Source organism: Achromobacter sp. ACM05, assembly GCF_019218915.1.
Classification (GTDB): domain Bacteria; phylum Pseudomonadota; class Gammaproteobacteria; order Burkholderiales; family Burkholderiaceae_B; genus Achromobacter; species Achromobacter animicus.
Genome location: NZ_JAHUWQ010000003.1, coordinates 391,598 through 414,026 on the forward strand (window position 1 = coordinate 391,598; position 22,429 = coordinate 414,026).

Consider the following 22,429-nt stretch of genomic DNA (forward strand, 5'->3'; position numbering starts at 1 on the left):
TCAACCTCCGGTTTGTGCCCGCGCAGTTTCCCATACATGCGTCCAGCCCGGGGCCAGATGCGCGGCGCGCTCGGCGGCCAGGATCAGGCTGTCTTCGCGCGCGATGCCCTTGCCGGCGATGTCGAAGGCGGTGCCGTGGTCGACGGACACGCGCACGACGGGCAGGCCGACGGTGATGTTGACGCCGTCATCGCCGTACACGGACTTGAAGGGCGCGTGGCCCTGGTCGTGGTAACAGGCGATCACGAACTTCCACTTGCCGCGCACGGCCTGCGGGAACAGCGCGTCGGCCGGGATGGGGCCGGCGGCGAGGATGCCCGCGGCGTTGGCTTCGGCCACGGCGGGCGCCAGGATGTCGGCGTCTTCGCTGCCGAAGATGCCGTTTTCGCCGGCGTGCGGGTTCAGGCCCGCGACGGCGACGGGTTCGTCGGCGCGGCCCAAGGCCGTGGCGAACGAGCCGGCCAGACGCAGGACAGCGCGCATGCGGGCAGGGTTCACGTCTTCGATGGCCTGGCGCAGCGACACGTGCGTCGTGGCGTGGAAGATGTACAGGTCGCCGGCCGACAGCACCAGCGAGAAGGTCTTGACGCCGAACTCATGCGCCAGCAGTTCGGTGTGGCCGGGCCACTTGTGGCCGGCGGCGTGCATCGCGGCCTTGTTCAGCGGGGCGGTGACGATGCCGTCGATCTCGCCGGCGCGCGCCAGGGCGCAGGCCGTGGTGACAAAGCGCACCGAGCCGTCGCCGGCGTCCGCGCTGATCTCGCCCAGCTTGACGTGCGCGAGCGACGGGCCGGCCTGCAGCACTTCGATCAAGCCGGGGGTGTTGGTCGCGTCGGCCGGACGTTCGATCTTGCGCACGATGGCGGGGTCGGCGCCCAGATTGCGCACGGCATTGGCCATGACGTCTGCGTCGCCAACGACGAAAAGGCGCGCCTTCTGGCGCAGTTCGTCGTGGCCCATGAGCATCTTGGCCGTGATTTCCGGCCCGATGCCCGCTACGTCGCCCAAGGTCACGGCCAAGAGGGGCAGCTTTGCGGGAGGGGTTTGTGTCATCGCTTGAATCTCCTGTCGCGGATCGCGCGCACCGCGCGAACCAGTACGTCTTCGGTGCCAAAGCCGCCGGCCTTGGTCACCACGGGCAGGCCAGCGGCCGTGCCTCCGGTCAGCGTGCCCAGTGGCACGCCGCCCATTACTTCGTCCACCAGCGCAATGCCGTTGGCCTGCAGGGCCACCAGCACGCTGCGCGCGCCGTCGCCGCCGGTGGCGACGACCCCTGCCGCGCGCGAGGCGACGATCAATTGCGCGGCAAGGCTGCCGAGGCGGTCGGCGACCTTGTCGGAATCCAGGCCGGCGCGTTGGCCTTCGGGGGCCAGCAGCAGAATGGTGCCGGCTTCCAGCGGGGCCTGCGCGTGCGCCTGCAGGAGCGGTTGGCTCCAGGCCTGCCACTGCGCGTCGTCGGCCAGTTGTTCGAGCGACGGGCGCCAGGTGTCGGCGCCCGCAGCGTGCAATGCGGCAGCCTGGCCGCGTGCGGCGCTGTGCTGCGAGGTCACCACGACGACAACGGGGGCGGTCTGGTCGGCGCCCGCCCAAACGCGGGCCAACGGGACGGCCAGGCCGCCCGCGCCCACGGGCAGGGCGCGCTCGCCCAGCAGGCCGACGGCGCGCGCCAGCCGTTCCAGGTCGGCATCGGTGGACGCGTCCACCACCACGGCGCCGCCCGCGTGCGCGATGCGCGCGGCCAGCGTTTCCGGCGTGTCTTCAGCCAGTGGCGCCACGTGGGCGCAGCCGAGCAGGGTGGGGATGTGGCTTTCGGTCACGGGGGTGACCGGATCGGTCGCCGCCGAGGTTTCGGTGACCGGCTTGCCGTTCACATAAAGAATGCCTTGCTCGACGGTGCGGCCCGTCGCCGGAAAGGCGGGGCAGACCACCGCGATCGCGTCATCGCCCCAGGCGTCGCGCGCCGCGTCGATCTCGGCCTTGAATGCGCCGCGCAGCGTCGAATCCACTTTCTTGTACAGGCGGGTCACGCCGGCATCGCGCAACTGACGTACGTTGCCGCGGATGACCTCGGCCGCATCGGCCGCGCTAAGCGCGCGGCTGTTGGTCGTGACGGCCAGCACCTCGACGCCGTCGTGGGCGGGCCCGGACAGGGCCTCGTCCGCGCCGCCAATCGACAGGTGCGTGCACCAGCCGGCGCGCACGAATTGCACGGCGGTGTCGCCGGATCCGGTCAGGTCGTCGGCAACGATGGCGATGGTGGGTTTCACAGGGCCTCTCCGCGGGCTTCGGTCAGGGGCGGGGCGACGGTGGCGTCGGCGTCCTCGGACTTCAGTTCACCGGCGCGCTTGAGGAACCAGGATGCCAGCACCGGGGCCAGAATGGAACTGATCAGCACGCATGCGGCGACCTGCGCGGTGGCGGTGGACACGTACTGCTGGAAGTTGGGGTCGGCTGCCGCGACCACGGCGGGCGTGGCGATGGCGTTGCCGGCGGTGGTGCCGGCTGCGAAGCCCAGGCCGCTCTTGCCGCCGCGGCGCAGGATCATGCGGTAGCCCAGGTAGACCAGGCCGCCCGTGATCGGGCTGATGATCAGGCCCAGGATCAGGCCGCTGATGCCGCCGCCAACCACGGCGCCCAGATCGATGCCGGTGCCCAGCGCAAAGGCGAAGAACGGAATGACGATGTTGGGCACGGGCTTGAGCACGACGCGCCACTTGGGGTCCAGGTTGCCGACGACGACGCCCAGCAGGAAGGGCACCAGTGCAGCGACCAAGGCGATCATCGGGATGTCGGCCAAGCCGGACGCGCCCAGGAACAGCAGGCTGAAGAAGGGGCCGTCGTTGACCGCGCTGGCGACGTAGGCGCCGCGGTCGCGGGCATCGCCGTATTGGCCGGTGTAGGCCAGCCACAGGCCGCCGTTGCTGTTGTCGAACGCGGCCAGCATGGCCAGGATCGACACGCCCCACAGACCGTCCAGACCGACGTAGCTGCCGAGGATGATGATGAGCGTGGCGGGCACCAGCGTCTTCATCAGCAGGATGGTGCCGGCCGTGGCCAGGATCGGGCCGCCGGTGCGGGCGTTGACGTGCGTGCCGGTCGCGAAGATCAGCAGCGCGATCAGCGGCAGCGCGCTGTTCTTGAAGAGGGCGGTGGTGAAGCCGCCGATGGCGAGCGCATCAGGGGCGAAGGTGCCGATCAGGGAACCCAGGATCAGCGGCACCAGCATCAATCCACCAGGGATTTTCTGCATCGTGCCAAAAAAGGGCGAGCGGGTAGTTGCGGTCGACACTATCGAGGTCTCCAGGACGATTTTTCTGGGTTGCAGACGTTCATGCGCGCGTCTGTCGGACGGGTGAAAAAACCGTAGTGTACACCTGTACGTACAGCATGTACGTACAGGTTGACCCCAATTGCCGTCCCGGATATGGGGACGGTTTCGTCGTCAGAAGCGGTAGGCGCCGCTCAACATGACCGTGCGGCGCGCACCATAGAAGCAGTCGCCACGGTCCAGGCAGACCACTTCATACGTGCGGTCCGCGATGTTGTTGACGTTGAGCGCATAGCGCCACGGTCCGTTGGTGTAGCTGACCATCGCGTCGAACAACGTCACGGACGGCGTCTCCGGCGCGCCGCCGTCCCGGAACTTGGACAGGAAGCGCGTGCCGGCGCCGACCGCGAAGCCGGGCTGGCCCGCGATCGCGAAGCGGTACTTGCTCCACAGCGACACCATGTGCTTGGGCATGCCTTCAAGCTGCGGATCGATGTCGGTATAGATGTAGTTGGCGATCACGTCGACGTTTTGCGTGACGCGCCCGCGCATCTCCAGTTCGACGCCGCGTGTACGCGTCTTGCCCGCCTGGATCTGGTTGTTGGGATTGTCCGGATCGTTGGTCTGGCGGTTGCTTTCGCGCAGGTCGTACGCGGCCGCCGTGAATTCCAGGTCGGCGCCCGGGGGCATGTATTTCAGGCCCAGTTCCCACTGCTTGCCGCGCATGGGTTTCCAGCGCTGGTCGTAGAAGTCCGCGCCCGCGATGGGGGTGAAGGACTCGCTGTAGCTCACGTACGGCGACCAGCCGTTGTCGGCCGCGTACATCAGGCCGAAGCGCTTGGTCGTGGCCTGATCGGTTTCCTTGTCCTGGCCCTCGGCCGTGCTTTCGACGCGATCACGGCGGATGCCTGCCAGCAGGATCCAGTTCTTGTCGAACGTGATCTGGTCCTGCGCATAGAAGCCCAACTGCTGCTGGCGCTGCTTGGGCGAGTCGCTGAGCGTGTAGTCGGGCGCGTTGCCATACACCGGGTGGTACAGATTCAGCGGTGAGCCCAGCCCGCTGTCCGATTGGCTGGTTTCGCGATACCGCGTGTAGTCCATGCCGACGATGACGGTGTGCTGCGTGCGGCCCCAGTTCAGCTTGCCTTCCAGGTTCTGGTCGGCCAGCAGCGTGCGCATGCGCGGCTTGTTGATGTAGTAGTAGCGGTCGACGGTGGTCTGCTCGGGGTCGATATAGGAATCGCCGCGGCGGTCGCCATACACGTTCGGGTACAGCGATTTGTAGTCCACGCTGCTGACCGTGTTGCGGAAGCTCTGGCGGACCTTCCAGGTGTCGTTGAACTTGTGTTCGAACAGCCAGCCGACGTTGAATTGCTCGGTGTCGTAGGTGTCAAAGCCCGGTTCGCTGGCAAAACGGCGCGTCGGAATGCGGCCGTTGGGATTGTGATCCACGGTGCCGCTCCAGGGCAGGAACGACTGCGTCGTGCCGGAGCGGTCCTTCTGCCAGGAGGCCTGCAGCGTCAGCGACGTGGCTGCGCTGGGTTGCCACGTGAGCGACGGCGCGAGGAACATCCGGTCGTCCTGCGCATACTGCACCTGCGTGTCGCTGTCGCGGCCCAGCGCCACCACGCGATACAGCCACTGGCCGTCCTCGGTCAGCGGGCCGGTGATGTCGGCCTGGATCTCGCGGCGGTTGAAGTTGCCCAGTTGCACGCCGATTTCACCCTGCTGCTCGGCCTGCGGGCGCTTGCTGACCAGGTTGACGATGCCGCCCGTGCTGCCCTGTCCGTACAGCATCGACGACGGGCCGCGCAGCACCTCGACGCGTTCCAGGCCATAGACCTCGGTGCGCGGGTTGTTGAAGCTGAAGAACTGGCGCAGGCCGTCCAGGTACTGCACGGGCTCCACGCCGCGCACACGCACGTAGTCGCCGCGGTTGTCCACGCCGTAGGCGTTGGGCCGCACGCCGGCTGCGTAGTTCATTGTGTCCTGCACGTTCTGCGAACCCTGGTCGATGATCTGCTCGCGCGGAATCACGGTGATGGCCTGGGGCGTTTCGGACAATGGCGTGTCGGTCTTGGTGCCGGTGGCGCTGCGACGGGCTACGTAGCCGTCGACGGGACCGGTGGCGGTTTCGCCGGTGCCCAGCACCTGCACGGCGGGCAGGGTGGCGGGCTGTTCGGGCTGCGCATGCGCGGCGCCCGCGCCCAGGCAGGCGGCCAGCGCGGCGGCGGCGGGAACACGGGTGTGCAGCCGCGCGCGCGGGGCGGCGGGGGTGTGGTGGTGCTTCAAGAGGATCTCCCCACTGGCGTCGGTTGGGTGCGGCCAGTTACGTATAGAAATGACAACGATAATAATTATCAATTGTGGCGATGTGCTCAGCCAATAGCGCGCATCGCGGGAAGATGTAAAAAAGCCCTGCGGCGCACCGAGGCGGCAGGGCTTTCACAGGAATCTCCTGTCAATTCATGGGGTTGACGCGCGGCTCGATGCGGGACGCTGCCGCGGCCGCTGTTGGCGGCGCGCGACAGTGTTGCACCCGCAAGAACGGGGTGCGGTCGGCGGTACGCCGATCAGTCCTGGCGGGTCGCCTGATTCGCGGGGGTCGGAGGGTTGGCGGCGGGCGTGGCGGCGGGCGCCGGCGCGTCCGGACGCAGCTCACGCCGCAGGATCTTGCCCACGTTGGTGCGCGGGAGGTCGTCGCGGAACTCGATATGGCGCGGCACCTTGTAGCCGGTCAACTGGCTGCGGCAATGCGCGATCAGCGTTTCCGCGTCCAGCGTGGGATCCTTGCGGATCACGAACAGCTTGACCGCCTCGCCGGAGCGTTCGTCCGGCACGCCGACAGCCGCTACCTCGCGTACGCCAGGATGCAACGCGGCCACGTCCTCGACCTCGTTCGGGTACACGTTGAAGCCGGACACCAGGATCATGTCCTTCTTGCGATCGACCAGATACACGTAGCCGGTCTCGTCGACATAACCGACGTCGCCCGTGCGCAGGAAGCCGTCCGGGTACATGACGAGCGCCGTCTCGTCCGGCCGGTTCCAGTAGCCCCGCGTGACCTGCGGACCGCGCACGCAGATTTCGCCGTTTTCGCCGATGCCCAGTTCGCGGCCCGCGTCGTCGCGGATCGACAGATCCGTGGAGGGCACGGGCAATCCGATGGATCCATTGAAGATCTTGGTGTCCAGAGGATTGATGGTGACGGCGGGCGACGTTTCAGTCAGGCCGTAGGCCTGGGCGATCGATACGCCGGTCGCCGCGCGCCACCGGTCCGCCACCGACCGCTGCACCGCCATGCCGCCGCCCATGGTGAGCCGCAGGCGCGAAAAATCCAGGTGGGCGAAATCGGGGTGGTTGAGCAGCGCGTTAAAGAGCGTGTTGACGCCCGTGAAGGCCGAGATCGGCACCTTGCCCATTTCCTTGATCAGCCCGGGGATGTCGCGCGGATTGACGATGAGAAGGTTGCTCGCGCCCAGCTTCATGAAGGTCAGGCAGTTCGCCGTCAGCGCGAAGATGTGATACAGCGGCAGGGCCGTAACGATGCATTCCTCGCCGTCTTTCACCAGGGGTCTTACCCACGCGTAGGCCTGGCTCACGTTGGCGACCATGTTGCCGTGCGACAGCATGGCGGCCTTGGCCACGCCGGTCGTGCCGCCCGTGTATTGCAGGAACGCCAGGTCGGCAGGCGAGAGCCGCATGTCGGTGTAGGGAAGGTCGCGTGCCGCACGCAGTACGTCGCCCAGCTTGTGCGAGCCGGGCAGCGACCACGCGGGCACCATGCGCTTGACGCGCCGGACCGCGAAGTCCACCAGGCGTCCTTTGATCGGGCCCAGCATTTCTCCGATGGAGGTGACCACCACGTGCTCGACCTGCGTGCCGGGCAAGGCCTTTTGCAACGTGGCCGCGAAGTTGTCCGCAACCACGATGGCGCGGGCGCCGGCGTCGGCCAGCTGGTGTTCCAGTTCGCGCGCGGTGTAGAGCGGGTTGCAATTGACCACGATGCAGCCGGCGCGCAGGGCGCCGAACAGGCAGACCGGGTATTGCAGCAGGTTGGGCATCATCAGCGCGACGCGGTCGCCGCGCGCAAGGCCGTGGGCGTGCAGCCATGCGGCAAAGCGGCGCGTCAGCGCGTCCAGTTCGGCATAGGTGATCGACTTGCCCATGCTGATGTAGGCCGTCTTGTCCGGAAAGCGCCGGAAGCTCTCCTCGATGATCGTCACCAGCGTTGTCTCGCCGTCGGTCTCGATCTCGGCGGGCACACCGTAGGGATAGCTCTTGTGCCAGATTCGTTCCATGTCTTGCGGTTCCGTTGGGGCGCAAGGCCCTAGTTGCCCAACAGGGCTTTCTTCAGGGAAGCCTGCGCGGGGCTGTCGCCCAGCCAGACGCGCAGCAATGCGCGGGCGAAGGCGGGATCGTCGATGCGTCCGCGCGGCTTGCCGTTGCTGGCGATGGCCACGCCGCGGGCGTCGAAGTCCAGGTCGATGACGTCGCCTTCGCGCGCGGCGCCGATGTCGGCCATCAGGCGCGACAGGCGTTCGGCGGGTTCTTTCAACGCGGCCAGCGCCTGCGAGGGCGTATTGTCGCGCAATCCGTCCTGCAGCGCGCCGTCCAGGCTCTTGCTGTCCACGTCGCGCAGCATTTGCAGACGGATCCGGCGCGGCTCGGTGCTGCCGATGATCGCGGCGGGGTCGTGGGTCTTCGTGGTGACGTACAGCGCCGCCACGTAGACCTTCACGACGAAGCGGGTGCGCAGGCCGGCGCCGTTCAGCGTCAGCGCGTGGCCGCCTTCGGCAAGCTGTTCGGGCACGCGCACGCCGGCGACGTCGACGTCAGCGTGGGCCGGCGCGCCCGCCAGGCTGGCGGCAAGGATCAGACTCAGGGCGGCGGCGCGCCCTCCGGGGTTGAAACGCATTGGTCACCTCCAGTGTTCTTCTGTTTGTAGAACTTCTTGTCTGCGATGTAGATCGTGCGTTCCACGACGGCGTACACGACGTCGTCCTTGTCCTTCAATTCGACCGTGTAGGTGCGGGTCGTTTCGTGATGCGAGGCAAGCAGGCGCCGGATTTCGGCGATCTCGCCCGGCGGCAGCCGGAAATCCACGTACAGCGTGGTGTAGGCCGGCTTGCGAAAGCGGATCGATGCCGCCTTGTCCCACACGATGTGATCGGCGCCCAGCGCCGACATCAGCATGGTCGGATGCGCGCCGTCCGTCACCGCGAATAGCGAGCCGCCGTACATCGACCCCACGATATTGCGCGTGCGGCGCAAGAGCGGCAGCTTGATGCGGATGTGCTGGAAGTCCGGCGACACGTGCAACACGCGGCCGCCGGTGGCGCGAAACGCCGGATGCAGGTTGAAGCCCACCCGCATCAGCCGCGCGCGCCACTCGGGCGACAGGTTCTTGAACCAGTAGGGCTTCACGCTGTCCGCCGCCTGCTTACAGGGCCTCGAACAGGCCGGCGGCGCCCATGCCGGTGCCGATGCACATCGTCACCAGCCCGTACTTGCCGCCGGTGCGGCGCAGTCCGTGCGTGATCGTGGCGGTGCGGATCGCGCCGGTGGCGCCCAGCGGGTGGCCCAGCGCAATGGCCCCGCCCAGCGGGTTGACCTTGGCCGGGTCCAGCTTCAGCTCGCGGATCACGGCCAGCGACTGCGCCGCAAAGGCTTCGTTGAGCTCGATCCAGTCCAGCGCGTCCTGCTTGATGCCGGCGCGGTCCAGCACCTTGGGAATGGCGGCGACCGGACCGATGCCCATGACCTCGGGCGGCACGCCGGCCACGGCAAAGCCCACAAAGCGGGCGAGCGGGCTGAGGTTGAATTCGCGCAGGATGCGGTCGGACACCAGGATCACGGCCGCCGCGCCATCGGACATCTGCGAGCTGTTGCCGGCCGTGACGCTGCCGCGCGTGGAGAACACGGGCTTCAAGCGGGCCAGCGCTTCCAGGCTGCTGTCCGGGCGCGGGCCTTCGTCGACCTCGATAAGCCGGCGCGCCACGCGCACCGCGCCGCTGGCGCCGTCCGGCAGATGCGTGACCACTTCATAAGGCGTGGTCTCGGCGCGGAAGTGGCCGGCAGCGATGGCTGCGCACGCCTTCTGGTGCGACGCCAGCGCAAAGGCGTCCTGGTCTTCGCGCGACACCTTCCAGCGCTCGGCGACCTTTTCGCCGGTCAGCCCCATGCCGAACGCCATGCCGAGGTTCTCGTCATGGGCAAAGATTTCCGGATTCATGGACACCTTGTTGCCCATGATCTGCGGCATGGCGCTCATGGATTCGGTGCCCGCGCCGATCATGATGTCGGCCTCGCCCATGCGGATGCGGGCTGCGGCGTCCGCCACGGCCTGCAGGCCGGACGCGCAGAAGCGATTGACGGTGACGCCCGCCACGCTTTGCGGCAGCCCCGCCAGCAGCAGGCTGATGCGGGCCACATTCATGCCCTGTTCCGCCTCCGGCATGGCGCAGCCGGCGATGACGTCCTCGATGCGGGCTGCGTCCAACCCCGGCACCTGCGCCAACGCGCCATTCAGCGCGGCGGCCAGCATGTCATCGGGGCGGGTGGTGACGTAGGCGCCATTGCGCTTGCCCACCGGCAAGCGCGTGGCGGCGACGATGTAGGCGTCTTGGATCTGCGTGCTCATATCCATTTCCTTTGGGCTAGTTCCGTAGTGGTTTGCCGGTTTCCAGGGTGTGGCGGATGCGCGCCTGCGTTTCCGGCGTGCGCAGCAGCGCCACGAACTCCTTGCGCTCCACGGCCAGCAGCCATTCCTCGTCGACCTTCGTGCCGGTCTCGACCTCGCCGCCGCACAGCGCGACCGCCGCGCTACGCGCCACGCGGTAATCGTGCGCGCTGATCATGCCGCCTTCACGCATGTTGACCAGCACCATCTCGAAGTTGGCGATGCCGTTGCGGCCAGCCACCGGCACGTTTTGCAACCGCGCGGGCGGGGTGTAGCCGGCCTGCGCGGCGGCGCGCGCCTGGCCGATGGCCACGTAGAGCAGTTCGCCGGGATGGAACAGCACGATGTCGTGCTCGCGCGCGAACCCGGCGTCGATGGCTTCCAGCCCGCTCTTGGCGACCTGGGCCATGGCAATGGTCTGGAAGACCGGCTGCAGATATGGAAAGACCTCGCCGGGCGTGGCCGTCTTGGCCGCCAGCGCCGCAGCGCGCGCGGCAAATTCCTTGCTGCCGCCACCCGCCGGGATCAGGCCCACGCCGGCTTCGACGAGGCCGATGTAGCTTTCCAGCGCCAGCACGCGGTGCGAGGCGTGCATCAGGAATTCGCAGCCGCCGCCCAGCGCCATGCCCTGCACGGCGGCCACCGTCGGAATCTGCGCGTACTTGAACGACTGCGAGGCGCGCTGGAATTTTTCGACCGTGGCTTCCAGCATCTCCCATTGGCCCGCCGCGCAGGCTTCTACCACCTGCTGCAGGTTGGCGCCCACGGCAAACGGCGCGTCGTGCCAGATGACCAGGCCGTCGAATTCGCGTTCGGCCTTGGCCACCGCCTGCAGCACGCCTTCCAGCACTTCGGCGCCCAACGTGTGGTTGCGCGACGTGACGGACAGGATGGCGATGCCGGCGTCGACCTGCGGCAGGTTCCACAGGCGCACGCCCTCGTTTTCCCAGACGGTGACGCCCCGGTCGTCGGGGGCTTCGCCTACGACGCGCTCCGGGAACAGCTGGCGCGCGTACACGGGCAACGTCGAGCGCGGATGCAGCTTGCCGGTGCGCGCGGAATACGAGCCTTCCGGCGCATGCACGCCCTGGCGGTTGGACTCCAGCACCCAGGCGGGCAGGGGCGTGTTGCTCATGGCGCGGCCGGCGGCGATGTCCTCGGCCACGGCGGCGGCAATTGCCTGCCAGCCGGCGGCCTGCCACGTTTCAAACGGACCTTGCGACCAGCCAAAGCCCCAACGCATGGCCAGGTCCAGATCGCGCGCGTTGTCGGCCACGTGCTCAAGCTGCACGGCGCTGTAGTGGAAGATGTCGCGGAACAGGCTCCACAGGAATTGCGCCTGCGGATGGTCGCTGGCGCGCAACGCGGCAAAGCGCTTGGCCGGATCGCGTTCCTTGAGCAGCGCCGCCACCTCGTCGGCCAGCTTGCCGGTGCCGGGGGCGTAATCCTGCTTTTTCAGATCCAGCACCTGGATCTCGCGGCCCTGCTTGCGATAGACGCCGGCGCCGCTTTTCTGGCCGAGCGCGCCCTTGGATATCAGTGCCGACAGCCATTCCGGCAGCGCGAAATACTGATGCCACGGATCGTCGGGCAGGTTCTTTTCCATCGTGCCCACGACGTGGGCCAGCGTGTCCAGCCCGACCACGTCGGCGGTGCGGTACGTGGCGCTCTTGGGGCGGCCGATCTTGGGGCCGGTCAGCGCGTCGACTTCGTCGAAGGCCAGACCCAGGCGCGCGGTGTGGTGCATGGCGGCCAGGATCGAGAACACGCCGATGCGGTTGGCCACGAAGTTCGGGGTATCCAGCGCGCGGATCACGCCCTTGCCCAGCGCAGACGTCAGCCAGGTTTCCAGCTGGTCCAGCACGGCCGGCTGCGTGTGTGACGTGGCGATGATTTCCACCAGGCGCATGTAGCGCGGCGGATTGAAGAAATGGATGCCGCAGAAGCGGTCGCGCAGCCCGGCGGGCAGCGCGTTGGCCAGCGCGTCGATGGACAGGCCGGAGGTGTTGGAGGCGACGATGGCGCCGGGCGCGACATGCGAGGCAATGCGCTCGTACAGCGCCGTCTTCCAGTCCATGCGCTCGGCGATGGCTTCGATGATGAGGTCGCAGCCTTGCAGGCGCTCCAGGTCGTCATCGTAGTTGGCGGGCGTGATGAGCGCCAGGCGTGATGCGCCGGCCAGCGGCGCGGGTTCCAGCTTCTTGAGACCGGCCAGCGCCTTCTTGACGGTGCCGTTGCGGTCGCCTTCGCGGGCGGCCAGGTCGAACAGCGTGACCGGCACGCCGGCATTGGCCAGGTGGGCGGCGATCTGCGCGCCCATGACGCCGGCACCCAGCACGGCGACGTGTTTGACGACGAACTTGCTCAAGGGAGTCTCCTGAAAAGGCGGGCGGACGGCGCGCGGCCGTCCGCCCGTTCACGGCTAGAAGCGGGACGAGAGCTGCAGGCCGAAGATGTGGCCGCTGCTGTCGTAGGTGCCCGCGACGCGGCCCTTGGTGGCCTGGCTGCCGGACGTGGTGTCGATGTCCGTCTTGCGCAGGTACAGGTACGTGTAGCCGACGTCGATCGTGGTGGACTTCGTGGCGGCCCATTGCACGCCGGTCGAGAACCAGTAGCGGTCGTTGTCGGGCAGGGAAGTGGGACGGTCGGCGGCATCGTGCACCGGCGATTGGTCGAAGGCCAGGCCGAACTTCCACTTCCAGGCCGGGGCGAACTTGTAGTTCGCGCCCACGGCGACGCGCCAGGTGTCGCGGAAGTTGAGCGGCAGCTCGTCGTCGCGCGCGCCCGGGCCCGAGTTCTTGATCTTGAGCTCCGGAATGCTGCTCCAGCCCGTCCAGGACACGTCGCCCAGCAGTTCCCACTTTTCGTTGAGCTGGTGCGTGGCGCTCAGGATCAGCGAGTCGGGCAGGTCGACGTTGGCCTTGGCGTCAAACGACACGGATTGGCCGGTGGGGCCGATGTTGTCGATGTCGGTGTCGCCCTTGGCCGAGTGCTTGATCTTCGAACGGTAAGACAAGCCGATGCGCGTGTCTTCGGTGGGTTGCAGCATGAAGCCGACGTTCCAGCCCCACGCGTCACCCTTCAGATTCAGGTCCGCGTCGCCATTCGTGGCCAGCGGCAGGCCGGCGATGGGCACGACGGTCTTTTTCTTGTAGGTCGCATCGATGTGCTGCCAGTTCACGCCAAAGCCCATCGAAAACTTCTCGTTGACCTTGTAGGCGATGGACGGGTTGACGTTGATGGTCTTGATGTCGAACTTGTTCGAGTGGTACTGGCCGACCCAACCGTCGTCGTATTCGGTCATCAGGCCGAAAGGAGCGCCGACGCCCAGGCCGATGTACCACTGCTCGTTCAGTTGCCAGGAGGCATAAATGTTGGGCACGACGCCCAGGTGGCCCGCGTCCCCGCCATTGCCGCCGGTGGGAACCGAACCGTTCAAGCCTGATCCGGGAATACCGGGCACGCTGGGATTGCGGCTGTTTCCGTTGTCCGAAAACTTGAACGACGGTTTGATCAGGTTTACCCCGCCGGAGAAATTGAGCCCTGGCAGATAGGTCAAGCCTGCCGGGTTGAAATACATGATGCTGGCATTCTCCGGGTTTGCCGCCGAGCCGGCATACGCGTTGCCCAGGCCGCTGGCGTTCTGCTCCAAGAGCTGAAAGCCGGCAGCGTAGGACGTTGCGGATGCGCCCAGGCCGACCAGGATGGCCGACAGGGTGCTCAGGGACAATGGACGTCTGCGCATGGTACTGACTCCTCGAGTTGAATGTGTGTCTCTCTCTACCACTGCCGGCCTGTTGCTGCCGGTCTATTCGGCGCGAGCCGCTGTGCTGCGGTGCTGCTGGGTGCTGCCGTCTTCGTAATGCAAGGGGCCGCCCGTGAAAGGCGCGAAGCCCGTTCCAAAAATCACGCCGGCGTCGGCCAGGTCGGCGTCGGCCACGATGCCGCTGGACACGCGTTGCCGCGTGGCGTCGATCAGCGGCTGGATCAGGCGCTGCGCCAGGCCTGCCGGGGCGGCGGCGGGGTCGCGTTGCTTGACCGGCTTGCCGTCGCGCCAGGTGTAAAAGCCCTTGCCGCTTTTCTTGCCCAGTTCGTTGCGGGCCAGACGGTCTGCCAGACATCGCGGCGGCGCCGCGCCGTCGGCAAGCTGCGCGCCAGCGTCCCGCGCGATGTCCAGGCCCACGGTGTCCGCCAGTTCCAGCGGTCCCATCGGCATGCCGAAGGCCACCATGGCGGCGTCCACGGTTTCCGGCGCGACGCCGTCGTCCACGCTGCGCATGGCCTGCAGCATGTAGGGCGCCAGCACCGCGTTGACGAGAAAACCGGGCGCGCTCTTGACCGGCAGCGCCAGCTTGTCGATCTGGCCGACAAAGGCGCAGGCGCGGGCTTCTATGGCGGGATCGCCGCCGTCCGCGTGCACGACTTCCACCAGCGGCATCTTGGCCACGGGGTTGAAGAAGTGGATGCCTACCAGACGATCCGGACGGGCCAGGCCCTCGCGGAGCGTTTCGAGCGACAGGCTGGACGTGTTGGTGGCCAGCAGCGCGTCGGGCTTCATGCGCGGCTCCAGCGACTGGTACAGCGCGCGCTTGGCATCGGGCTGCTCGCTGATGGCTTCGATGATGACGTCCGCCAGCGGCACGCCGCCGCCCGCCGGATCCGGGACCAGCCGGTCGAACGCGGCGCGCGCCAGGCGCGGATCCTTCAGGCGGCGCGCGTAGAGTTCGGCGGCGCGCTTGATGGCGGGGGCGATGCGCGACATCTCCTGGTCCTGCAGCGTGACGGTCATGCCCTTGAGCGCGCACCAGGCGGCGATGTCGCCGCCCATCACGCCCGCACCGACCACATGGACGTGACGGGCCGGCGCGACGCCGGGCTGCTTGCCATTGGCCTTCAGGCGCTCCTGCAGGCGGAACACGCGCAGCAGGTTGCGCGCGGTGCCGGACGAAATGATGCGGTCGATGAGGTCGGGCGCCTTCAGCGCATTGCCCCCATGTTTTTCCCAGATCTCCACGATGGCGGGCGCGGCCGGGTAGTGGCCGAGCGGATCCTTGGCCGCGATCTGCTTGCGGGCGCGGTTGGCGACGATGGCCTTGAACGGCCAGCGGTTCAGCAGTCCGCCCAAGCCGCGCGCGCGCCGGGCAGGCTTGCGCGACAGCACGGTCTGGCGCGCCGCGGCGAGCAGCAGCCGCGGGGGAACACGCGCGTCGACCAGCCCCAGCGAGGCCGCGCGGCGCGCATCGGCGCCGCGGCCGGTCAGCATCATGTCCAGCGCGGCGGGCGCGCCGATCACCTGCGGCAGGCGCAGCATGCCGCCCCAGCCGGGGAAGATGCCCAGCATGACTTCAGGCAGCGCCAGCGAGGCGCCGGGCTGATCGGCCACCAGCCGGTAGCGGCAGGCCAGTGCCAACTCAAGGCCGCCGCCCAGGCAATGACCCTGGATCACCGCCAGCGTGGGATAGCGCACGCCGGCCAGGCGATTCATGAGGTTCCAGCCGCGCGACACCAGCCCGCGTGCCTGCTCGGGCGTGTCCAGCGTGGCGAATTCGTTGACGTCGGCGCCCACGATGAAGCCCGTGGCCTTGCCGGATTGGATGATGAGGCCTTTGGGCGGATCGGCGTCCAGCGCGTCCAGCACCACGGAGAGCTCGGCCATCGTGTCGGCCGACAGCGCGTTGACCGCGCTGCCCGCGCGGTCGAAGGTCAGCCAGGCGAGCCCGTCGGGGTCGCGGTCCAGGCGCCAGTGGGAAAGCGTGTCCAGTGTCGTCATGGGCGGTCCTCGTCCAGGGTTTCGACCAGCATCGCGCCGCCTTGACCGCCGCCGATGCAGATGGCCGCCATGCCGCGCCGGGCGCCGCGGCGCTTGAGCGCGTGCAGCAGATGCAGCACGATGCGGGCGCCAGACGCGCCCACCGGGTGGCCGATGGCGATGGCGCCGCCGTCGACGTTGAGCCGTGCGGGGTCCAGCTCGCCCCAGGCAGGTGTGCCGAAATTCTGCTGGCAGTAGGCCTCGTCCCGCCACGCGGCCAGGCAGCCTAGCACCTGCGCCGCGAAGGCCTCGTTGATCTCCCACAAGTCCAGGTCATTCAAGCCCAGGCCGTGGCGCTGCAGGATCGGCGTGGCGGCATGCACGGGGCCCAGCCCCATGATCGCGGGATCCAGCCCGGCCCATTGCGTATCGATGATGCGGCCCAGCGGGCGCAGGTTCCATTTCTGCACGGCCTCTTCCGAGGCCAGCACCAGCATCGCGGCGCCGTCGGTGACCTGCGAGCTGTTGCCTGCGGTGATGTTGCCCCAGGGCTTGTCGAACACGGGCTTGAGCTTGGCCAGCTTGTCCGGCGTGGAGTCGTCGCGCACGCCGTCATCGTGAGGATGCAGCTTGCCCTGCGTGTCGATGAGCGGCGTGATCTCGGGCATGCCGGCCGCGCGCGCCGCGAGCGCGCGCTGGTGGCTGCGCGCCGCATAGGCGTCCATCGCGGCGCGGTCGATGTGAAAGAGCGTGGCGACGTTTTCGGCGGTCTGTCCCATCGACAGTCCCACCACCGGGTCCGTCAGCCCCTTGAGCAATCCGATGACGGGCGCCAGGTGTTTCGGCCTGAAGCCGCCCAGCGCCTTGAGCTTGGCGCCCAGGCCGCGCGCAGCATACCAGCGCGACAGCCAACGCACCATGCCGTCCGAAAACAGCACCGGCGCGCGCGACAGCGCATCGGTGCCGCCGGCCAGCACCAGGTGCGAACGGCCGTTCTGGATGTTGGCGATGGCGGAGTCCAACGCCTGCATGCCCGACGCGCAGTTGCGCATGACGGTCCACCCCGGCACCCGGTCGCCGCAGCCCAGCCGCAGCGAGATCACGCGGCCGATGTTGACTTCCTCGGGCGAGGGCGCGGCGCAGCCGACGATGACCTCGTCCAGATCCGTGGGCGCGTAGGGTTGGCGCAGCAGCAAGGCGCGGCCGGCCTGTACTGCCAGATCCCCGGCGGAGAAGGGTCCCGGACCCGTGCGGGCCTTCAGGAAAGGCGTGCGTGAACCATCGACGACGTAAACCGGTTTGAATGCCATCCGCTTCCTCCCTCAGGCGACCTTGCGATCGGCCGTGGGCCGGTCTGCGTCGGCGGCGCCGAGGTCAAAGGGGAAATCATCCACTTTGACGACGGTATCGCGCAAGCGGTTGCGGCGTTTGACGACCGCATACTCTTCGGCGGTGATCGCGCCGATGGTGACCGCCGCGTCGGCGATGTCGCGCACGTTGGCTTGCGGATTGCCGTCCAGCACGCCGCGTTTTTCGATCTCGCGGATCTTGGCCTCGATGGGCTCGGCCTCCAGCGTGGCGGCCAGCGCCTGCTCGATCGCGCCCACGGGTTCGTCCGCGGTATCGGGCAGGTGGCAGCCTGCCGTCAGGCGGTCGCGCGTTGCGCTGGGGCTGATCAGCAGCCGGGCCACGTCCTGGCCAAGCTGGTCGGACGGCGGGATCTGGCTGTGGCCCCACGGGAACACGATGCGGCGGATGATCCACGCGACAGCGCGATTCGGGAAGTTGTCCAGCACGCCGTCAAAGGCCTCCTGCAACTTGCACAGCGCATCCTGGATCGACCAGTGCGCCAGCGGCGCGTCGGCCTTCTGGCGGCCTTCGTCCTCGAAGCGCTTGAGCGTCGCGCTGATCAGGTACATCTGCGACAGCACATCGCCCAGCCGCGCCGACAGACGCTCGCGGCGCTTCAGGCTGCCGCCCAGCACCAGCATCGACGTGTCGGCCAGCAGTGCAAAGGCGGCCGAGTAGCGGCCCAGGAGCTGGTAGTAGCGCTTCATGTCCGGTGCGACGTCGGCGTTGACGGCCACAAAGCGCGCGCCGGTCAGCGAGGTGCCCAGCGCCCGCAGCGTGTTGCGCACCACGAAGCCCGCATGGCCCCAGAACGCGGCATCGAAATCGTCCAGCCCCTGCTTGCGGTCCGGCGATTGCGCGGCCTGCATTTCCGCCAGCACATAAGGATGGCAGCGGATTGCGCCCTGGCCGAAGATGATCAGGCTGCGCGTCAGGATGTTGGCGCCTTCCACGGTGATCCCGATGGGGATCTGCTGGTAGGCGCGGCCCAGGAAATTGGACGGTCCCAGGCAGATGCCCTTGCCGCCGATCACGTCCATGCCGTCGTTGACGACCTGGCGCGCGCGTTCGGTGACGTGGTACTTCACGATGGCCGACACGACCGAGGGCTTCTCGCCCAGGTCCACCGCGCCCGCCGTCATGGTGCGCGCGGCGTCCATCATGTAGGTGTTGCCGCCGATGCGTGCCAGCGCCTCTTCGACGCCTTCGAACTTGCCGACCGGCATGCGGAACTGGCTGCGCACGCGGGCATAGCCGCCCACTGCGCGCGCCGTCAGCTTGGACATGCCCGTGTTGGAAGATGGCAGCGAGATCGAGCGCCCCGCGGCCAGGCATTCCATCAGCATGCGCCAGCCCTGGCCGGCCATGGCGGGACCGCCGATGATGAAGTCCAAAGGCATGAAGACGTCGTTGCCGCGCGTCGGGCCATTCATGAACATGGCGTTCAGCGGGAAGTGGCGACGGCCGGTGTCCACGCCGGGGTGGTCGTGCGGCACGAGCGCGCAGGTGATACCCAGGTCCTTCTTGCCGCCCAGCAGCCCGTCCGGGTCGTACAGGCGGAACGCCAGGCCCAGCAGCGTGCAGACGGGCGCCAGCGTGATGTAGCGCTTGTCCCAGGTGACGCGCATGCCGATGACTTCGCGGCCCTGCCATTCGCCCTTGCAGACGATGCCGCTGTCGGGGATGGCTGCGGCGTCCGAACCTGCCCACGGGCTGGTCAGCGCGAAGGCCGGCACCTCTTCGCCGCGCGCAAGACGCGGCAGGTAATGGTTCTTTTGCTCTTCGGTGCCGTAATGCAGCAGCAATTCTGCGGGACCGAGCGAATTCGGCACCATGACCGACACGGCCAGCGCGGAAGACCGCGTGGACAGCTTGGTCACGATTTCGGAGTGGGCGTAAGCGGAAAACGCGAGGCCGCCGTATTGCTTGGGAATGATCATGCCGAGGAAACCCTCGGACTTCAGGTAGTTCCAGACGTCGGCGGGCAGGTCGAAGCGCTCTTGCGTGACGTTCCAGTCATTGACCATGCGGCAGGCGGCTTCGGCCTGGTTGTCCAGGAAGCGCTGCTCTTCGTCGGTCAGGCGGGGGCGCGGATACGCCAGCAGGCGGCTCCAGTCAGGACGGCCGCGAAAGAGTTCGCCTTCCCACCAGACCGTGCCGGCCTCGAGCGCATCGCGCTCGGTGTCGGACATCTGCGGCAGCACCTTGCGGTACAGGTTGAAGATCGGCGCGGACAGCAGCGCCCGCCGGATGGGGCGCACGCCCAGCAACACGGCGGCCAGGAGCGCAATGACAACCAGCGCGACGATGACTGCGTACATTTTCTTGTCTCCTCGTTGTTCTTCAGTTGCCTGGCGGTGACCGAAGGCGGCTCGCCGGCCTGTTGCGGTGGAAGGCGGTCAGGCGCCTCCGGGGCTTGCATTCAAGTGCGGCAGGGGCGAGCGCAGCCCGCCCAGCAGGAAACTCATCAGGCGCGGCAAGAGCAGCTCGCGGTCGTTGGGCTGTTCCGCCTCGTCGCCGGCCAGACCGGTGACCGAGCGCAGCAGGTCGGTGCCCATGATGGCGTACGACGTCGCGCCCAGCATGAACTGGAAGCGCCAGATGATCTCGGCGCGCGGCACGTCGGGCAGCGCGGCGAACAGCGCGTTGCGGTAGCGCGCGAGCACGTCGGCATATTCCTCGGCAAACAACGCGCGGATGAAATCCGTGGGGTCGGTCATCGTGCGCTCCAGTAGCGGCAGAAAGGTGCTGCCGGCCTGCGCCGGATCGGCGGCCAGGCGCAGCAGGGTGCCGAAGAACGCATCCACGATCTGGGAGGGCTTCAGGGGCTTGCCGCCGGATTGCGCCTCGAGTTCGTCCAGAAGGCGCATGCGCTCGCGATTCAGCACTTCCAGGCGGCGTTTGAGCACCGCCTGCACGAGTGACTCTTTCGAGCCGAAGTGATAGTTCACCGAAGCGAGATTCACACCGGCCGCGCCCGTGATCTGGCGCATCGACGTTGCTTCGTGTCCCTGTTGCGCGAACAGGGACTCGGCGGTGTCGAGGATGGTTTCTCTGGTGGACGTGGCGCGGATTTCTTGCATAAGGTTGAATTCAAACGTTTGTTTCAAAGCATTATGCGGGAGGCAGGGATGAGAGGCGAGCCTCTGCTATCCCCAATAGGGTTTACCCCTAACAATGCGCGCGTGATATGTCGGTTTTGCGGCACGTGCGCTTCGCATCGGGCGTAAGGACGAGACCCGCCGGAAAGAAGAATGAGGCGCGACATGTCCGCCAGGTTGAGTTCTGGCCGATCGGCCTCGGACACCGGCCCTAGGATGAATGTGCTCTGGAACGCACGCCGAAAACCCCGCAGTATCAGCGCGAGAACATGAACGCATTGCCCCGGGTGTGTGCCGGGCGAGGCACCCGCGCAGTCACGGCGCGGCAGGCCAATCGCCCTGATACAGGAGCACGAGAAATGAAGACGTACAAGGTGGGACTGCTGGTTGACGGGTATGAGCAACCCGGCTGGATGCACGAGATGGTTGAGTGGTTACTCCATAGCCAGGATTTCGACCTGACGGCACTGCTGGTGATGAACGGCGAGGCCGCCGATACCGCGCCCAGGCTGAGCGTGAAGGCACTGTTTGGCTCGCTGTCGCGTCTGGAAGGCAAGCTGCTGCCGCAGAAGCAGCGGGACATGCTGGCCTGCCGCGACATGCGCGATGGCCTGCAGGAGGCGGGCGCGTCGGTGATCCCGCTGGCGCCGGGCGACGAGGATCCGCACGCGCGCGCCGAGGTCCAGGCGCTGGGGCTGGACCTGGTCATCACGCTGGGTGCGTCGCCGGCCACGCGGGCGCAGCTCGCCAGTTGGTCGCGGCTGGGCGTCTGGCAGTTGAGCTATTCCGATATTGCGGTGGCGACAAGCCGATATGCGGGTTTCTGGGAGGTCTTTCAGCGCGAGGATCACACCACCGTGAAACTCTGGCGCGTGGGCGCCAGGCAGGAAGACGACGAGCTTCTGGACCAGCGCAGCTTCAATACGGAAGTGTTCTGGCTGAAGAATCAGGCGCGCGCATTCAGTTTGGGAAACTTCATGGTCTACGACGCCTTGCAGGCGCTGGCCCATGACCGCCCGGGCGTCGCCCCGCCCGCCATGCAGATCATGAGCGGCCCGCGCCGGGCCGATCCGGCTGAGTGGGATAGCGCTGCATATATTGCGCGCCAGGCTTGGTTAATGTCCGATCTCGTTGTGCGCCGCATCATGAAACGCAATGTCCGCTGGCGGATCGGTATGTTTCCGTCTGCGCGCCAGCAGGCCGTGGTCTCCGAAGCCATGGTATTGCAGCCGCCAAAGGGCCGGTTTTTCGCCGACCCTTTCGTTTATACGCACGATAAAAAACCATATATATTTTTCGAGGACTACGATTTTACGTCCCGCAAGGGCACGATCTCGGTCGCGACCTACTCCGACGGGGCTTTCCGGCTGCTGGGCACTGCGCTGAACCTGCCCTATCACCTTTCGTTTCCGTACATTTTTGAACACGAAGGCGTGACGTACATGGTTCCTGAAACGTGCGGAAATCGCAGTATTGAACTGTGGAAATGCACTGAATTTCCGCTGAAATGGGAGCTTGACGTTAATCTGATGACCAATATTTCGGCCGTGGATACCATTATTTTTAAACACGGCGAATACTGGTGGCTATTAACAAATATCGACCGGACGGACGGGCAGAGCCATTGCGACGAGCTGTTCGCGTTCTTCTCCGATTCGCCACGTTCCACGACCTGGACGCCGCACGCTTGCAACCCGATCGTGCGCAACCCGATGCGCGCCCGCAACGCCGGAATCGTTGTCTCGCCTGGAGGAGACGTGATCCGGTGCGCGCAGTACCAGGGCTTCTGTCACTACGGCAAGGGTGTCTCGCTCAACCAGATCGAGGAATTGACGCCTTCCACCTATGTCGAAACCGACGGCGAAATCCACTACGCAAACTTCCTGAGAAAACGCCATGCTTCAATGCACCATTGGCATCATCAGGGGGGGCACACGGTATTTGACTTCGCCTATATGGAGTAAATCCGCCTGCGGGCGTGTAAATAAAAAATGTTACCGTTATTTCGAATACAGGGACTGTTCACGGGCTTGATGTGTCTGCGGATACAAGTTGACAGGTTTCCCTCTTCCACCGGCTATTCGACGCCGCGTCCGGCTGATGTCCCGACGCGGCTTTTTTTCGTCTGTAACAAGGGCCAGAGCGCCTGTGCGGGCCGCCCTGACGGGCCGTTTCATAGAGGGAGACACGTCCCCGAAGCCCGTCGCCGCTGGTGAAAACCCTAGCGGCGAAAAGGACGAGATGAACTTCTCATCCATATTTAGGAACGTGATTAAGGC

General features: G+C 66.9%; 15 protein-coding genes. 1 reads left to right on the forward strand and 14 read right to left on the reverse strand.

Annotation, left to right across the window (positions count from 1 at the left end; all coding sequences use genetic code 11):
• The 14 genes from pdxA to KW836_RS27975 all read right to left on the reverse strand — a co-directional run bounded on the left by pdxA (position 1) and on the right by KW836_RS27975 (position 20,132).
• Positions 1-1,053 (reverse strand): 4-hydroxythreonine-4-phosphate dehydrogenase PdxA, encoded by a 1,053-nt coding sequence (gene pdxA, locus KW836_RS20335; RefSeq protein WP_056323631.1) that lies wholly within the window; start codon positions 1,051-1,053, stop codon positions 1-3.
• Positions 1,050-2,267 (reverse strand): D-threonate kinase, encoded by a 1,218-nt coding sequence (gene dtnK / locus KW836_RS20340; RefSeq protein ID WP_218344587.1) that lies wholly within the window; start codon positions 2,265-2,267, stop codon positions 1,050-1,052. Before dtnK ends, pdxA begins: the two co-directional genes overlap by 4 nt.
• The gene (locus KW836_RS20345; protein ID WP_255596105.1) at positions 2,264-3,250 is read right to left on the reverse strand and encodes a 2-keto-3-deoxygluconate permease; all 987 of its coding nucleotides are present in this window, start codon (positions 3,248-3,250) and stop codon (positions 2,264-2,266) included. Before KW836_RS20345 ends, dtnK begins: the two co-directional genes overlap by 4 nt.
• A gap of 192 nt (positions 3,251-3,442) precedes the next feature.
• Positions 3,443-5,560, reverse strand: a complete 2,118-nt coding sequence (locus KW836_RS20350; RefSeq protein ID WP_370633054.1) for a TonB-dependent siderophore receptor — start codon at positions 5,558-5,560, stop codon at positions 3,443-3,445.
• Positions 5,561-5,841: 281 nt separating this feature from the next.
• Positions 5,842-7,569: an AMP-binding protein gene (locus KW836_RS20355; protein ID WP_218344589.1), complete on the reverse strand. Its 1,728-nt coding sequence runs from the start codon at positions 7,567-7,569 to the stop codon at positions 5,842-5,844.
• Positions 7,570-7,598: 29 nt separating this feature from the next.
• Positions 7,599-8,186: a chalcone isomerase family protein gene (locus KW836_RS20360; RefSeq protein WP_175126194.1), complete on the reverse strand. Its 588-nt coding sequence runs from the start codon at positions 8,184-8,186 to the stop codon at positions 7,599-7,601.
• Positions 8,150-8,695 (reverse strand): DUF4442 domain-containing protein, encoded by a 546-nt coding sequence (locus KW836_RS20365; protein ID WP_175126195.1) that lies wholly within the window; start codon positions 8,693-8,695, stop codon positions 8,150-8,152. The genes KW836_RS20360 and KW836_RS20365 overlap by 37 nt, the downstream gene beginning before the upstream one ends.
• A gap of 16 nt (positions 8,696-8,711) precedes the next feature.
• Complete coding sequence (locus KW836_RS20370; protein WP_218344590.1) at positions 8,712-9,911, reverse strand: acetyl-CoA C-acyltransferase; 1,200 nt, start codon at positions 9,909-9,911, stop codon at positions 8,712-8,714.
• 16 nt (positions 9,912-9,927) lie between these two features.
• Entirely contained in the window at positions 9,928-12,318 is a 2,391-nt protein-coding gene (locus tag KW836_RS20375) for a 3-hydroxyacyl-CoA dehydrogenase/enoyl-CoA hydratase family protein (protein ID WP_218344591.1), read from the reverse strand.
• Positions 12,319-12,372: 54 nt separating this feature from the next.
• The gene (locus KW836_RS20380; protein WP_175126198.1) at positions 12,373-13,695 is read right to left on the reverse strand and encodes an OmpP1/FadL family transporter; all 1,323 of its coding nucleotides are present in this window, start codon (positions 13,693-13,695) and stop codon (positions 12,373-12,375) included.
• A 63-nt stretch (positions 13,696-13,758) separates the two neighbouring features.
• Positions 13,759-15,720: a 3-hydroxyacyl-CoA dehydrogenase NAD-binding domain-containing protein gene (locus KW836_RS20385; RefSeq protein ID WP_218344592.1), complete on the reverse strand. Its 1,962-nt coding sequence runs from the start codon at positions 15,718-15,720 to the stop codon at positions 13,759-13,761.
• The gene (locus tag KW836_RS20390) at positions 15,717-17,009 is read right to left on the reverse strand and encodes an acetyl-CoA C-acetyltransferase (RefSeq protein WP_175126200.1); all 1,293 of its coding nucleotides are present in this window, start codon (positions 17,007-17,009) and stop codon (positions 15,717-15,719) included. The genes KW836_RS20385 and KW836_RS20390 overlap by 4 nt, the downstream gene beginning before the upstream one ends.
• A 12-nt stretch (positions 17,010-17,021) precedes the next feature.
• Positions 17,022-19,370 carry an acyl-CoA dehydrogenase gene (locus KW836_RS20395; protein WP_255596011.1) on the reverse strand — a complete coding sequence of 783 codons (2,349 nt, stop codon included), beginning with the start codon at positions 19,368-19,370 and terminating at the stop codon, positions 17,022-17,024.
• Between the two features lie 78 nt (positions 19,371-19,448).
• Entirely contained in the window at positions 19,449-20,132 is a 684-nt protein-coding gene (locus KW836_RS27975) for a TetR/AcrR family transcriptional regulator (protein WP_239213168.1), read from the reverse strand.
• A gap of 377 nt (positions 20,133-20,509) precedes the next feature.
• Between KW836_RS27975 and KW836_RS20400 the strand changes: the two genes are divergently transcribed.
• The gene (locus tag KW836_RS20400) at positions 20,510-22,114 is read left to right on the forward strand and encodes a hypothetical protein (protein WP_175126201.1); all 1,605 of its coding nucleotides are present in this window, start codon (positions 20,510-20,512) and stop codon (positions 22,112-22,114) included.
• The last annotated feature ends 315 nt before the right edge of the window (positions 22,115-22,429 follow it).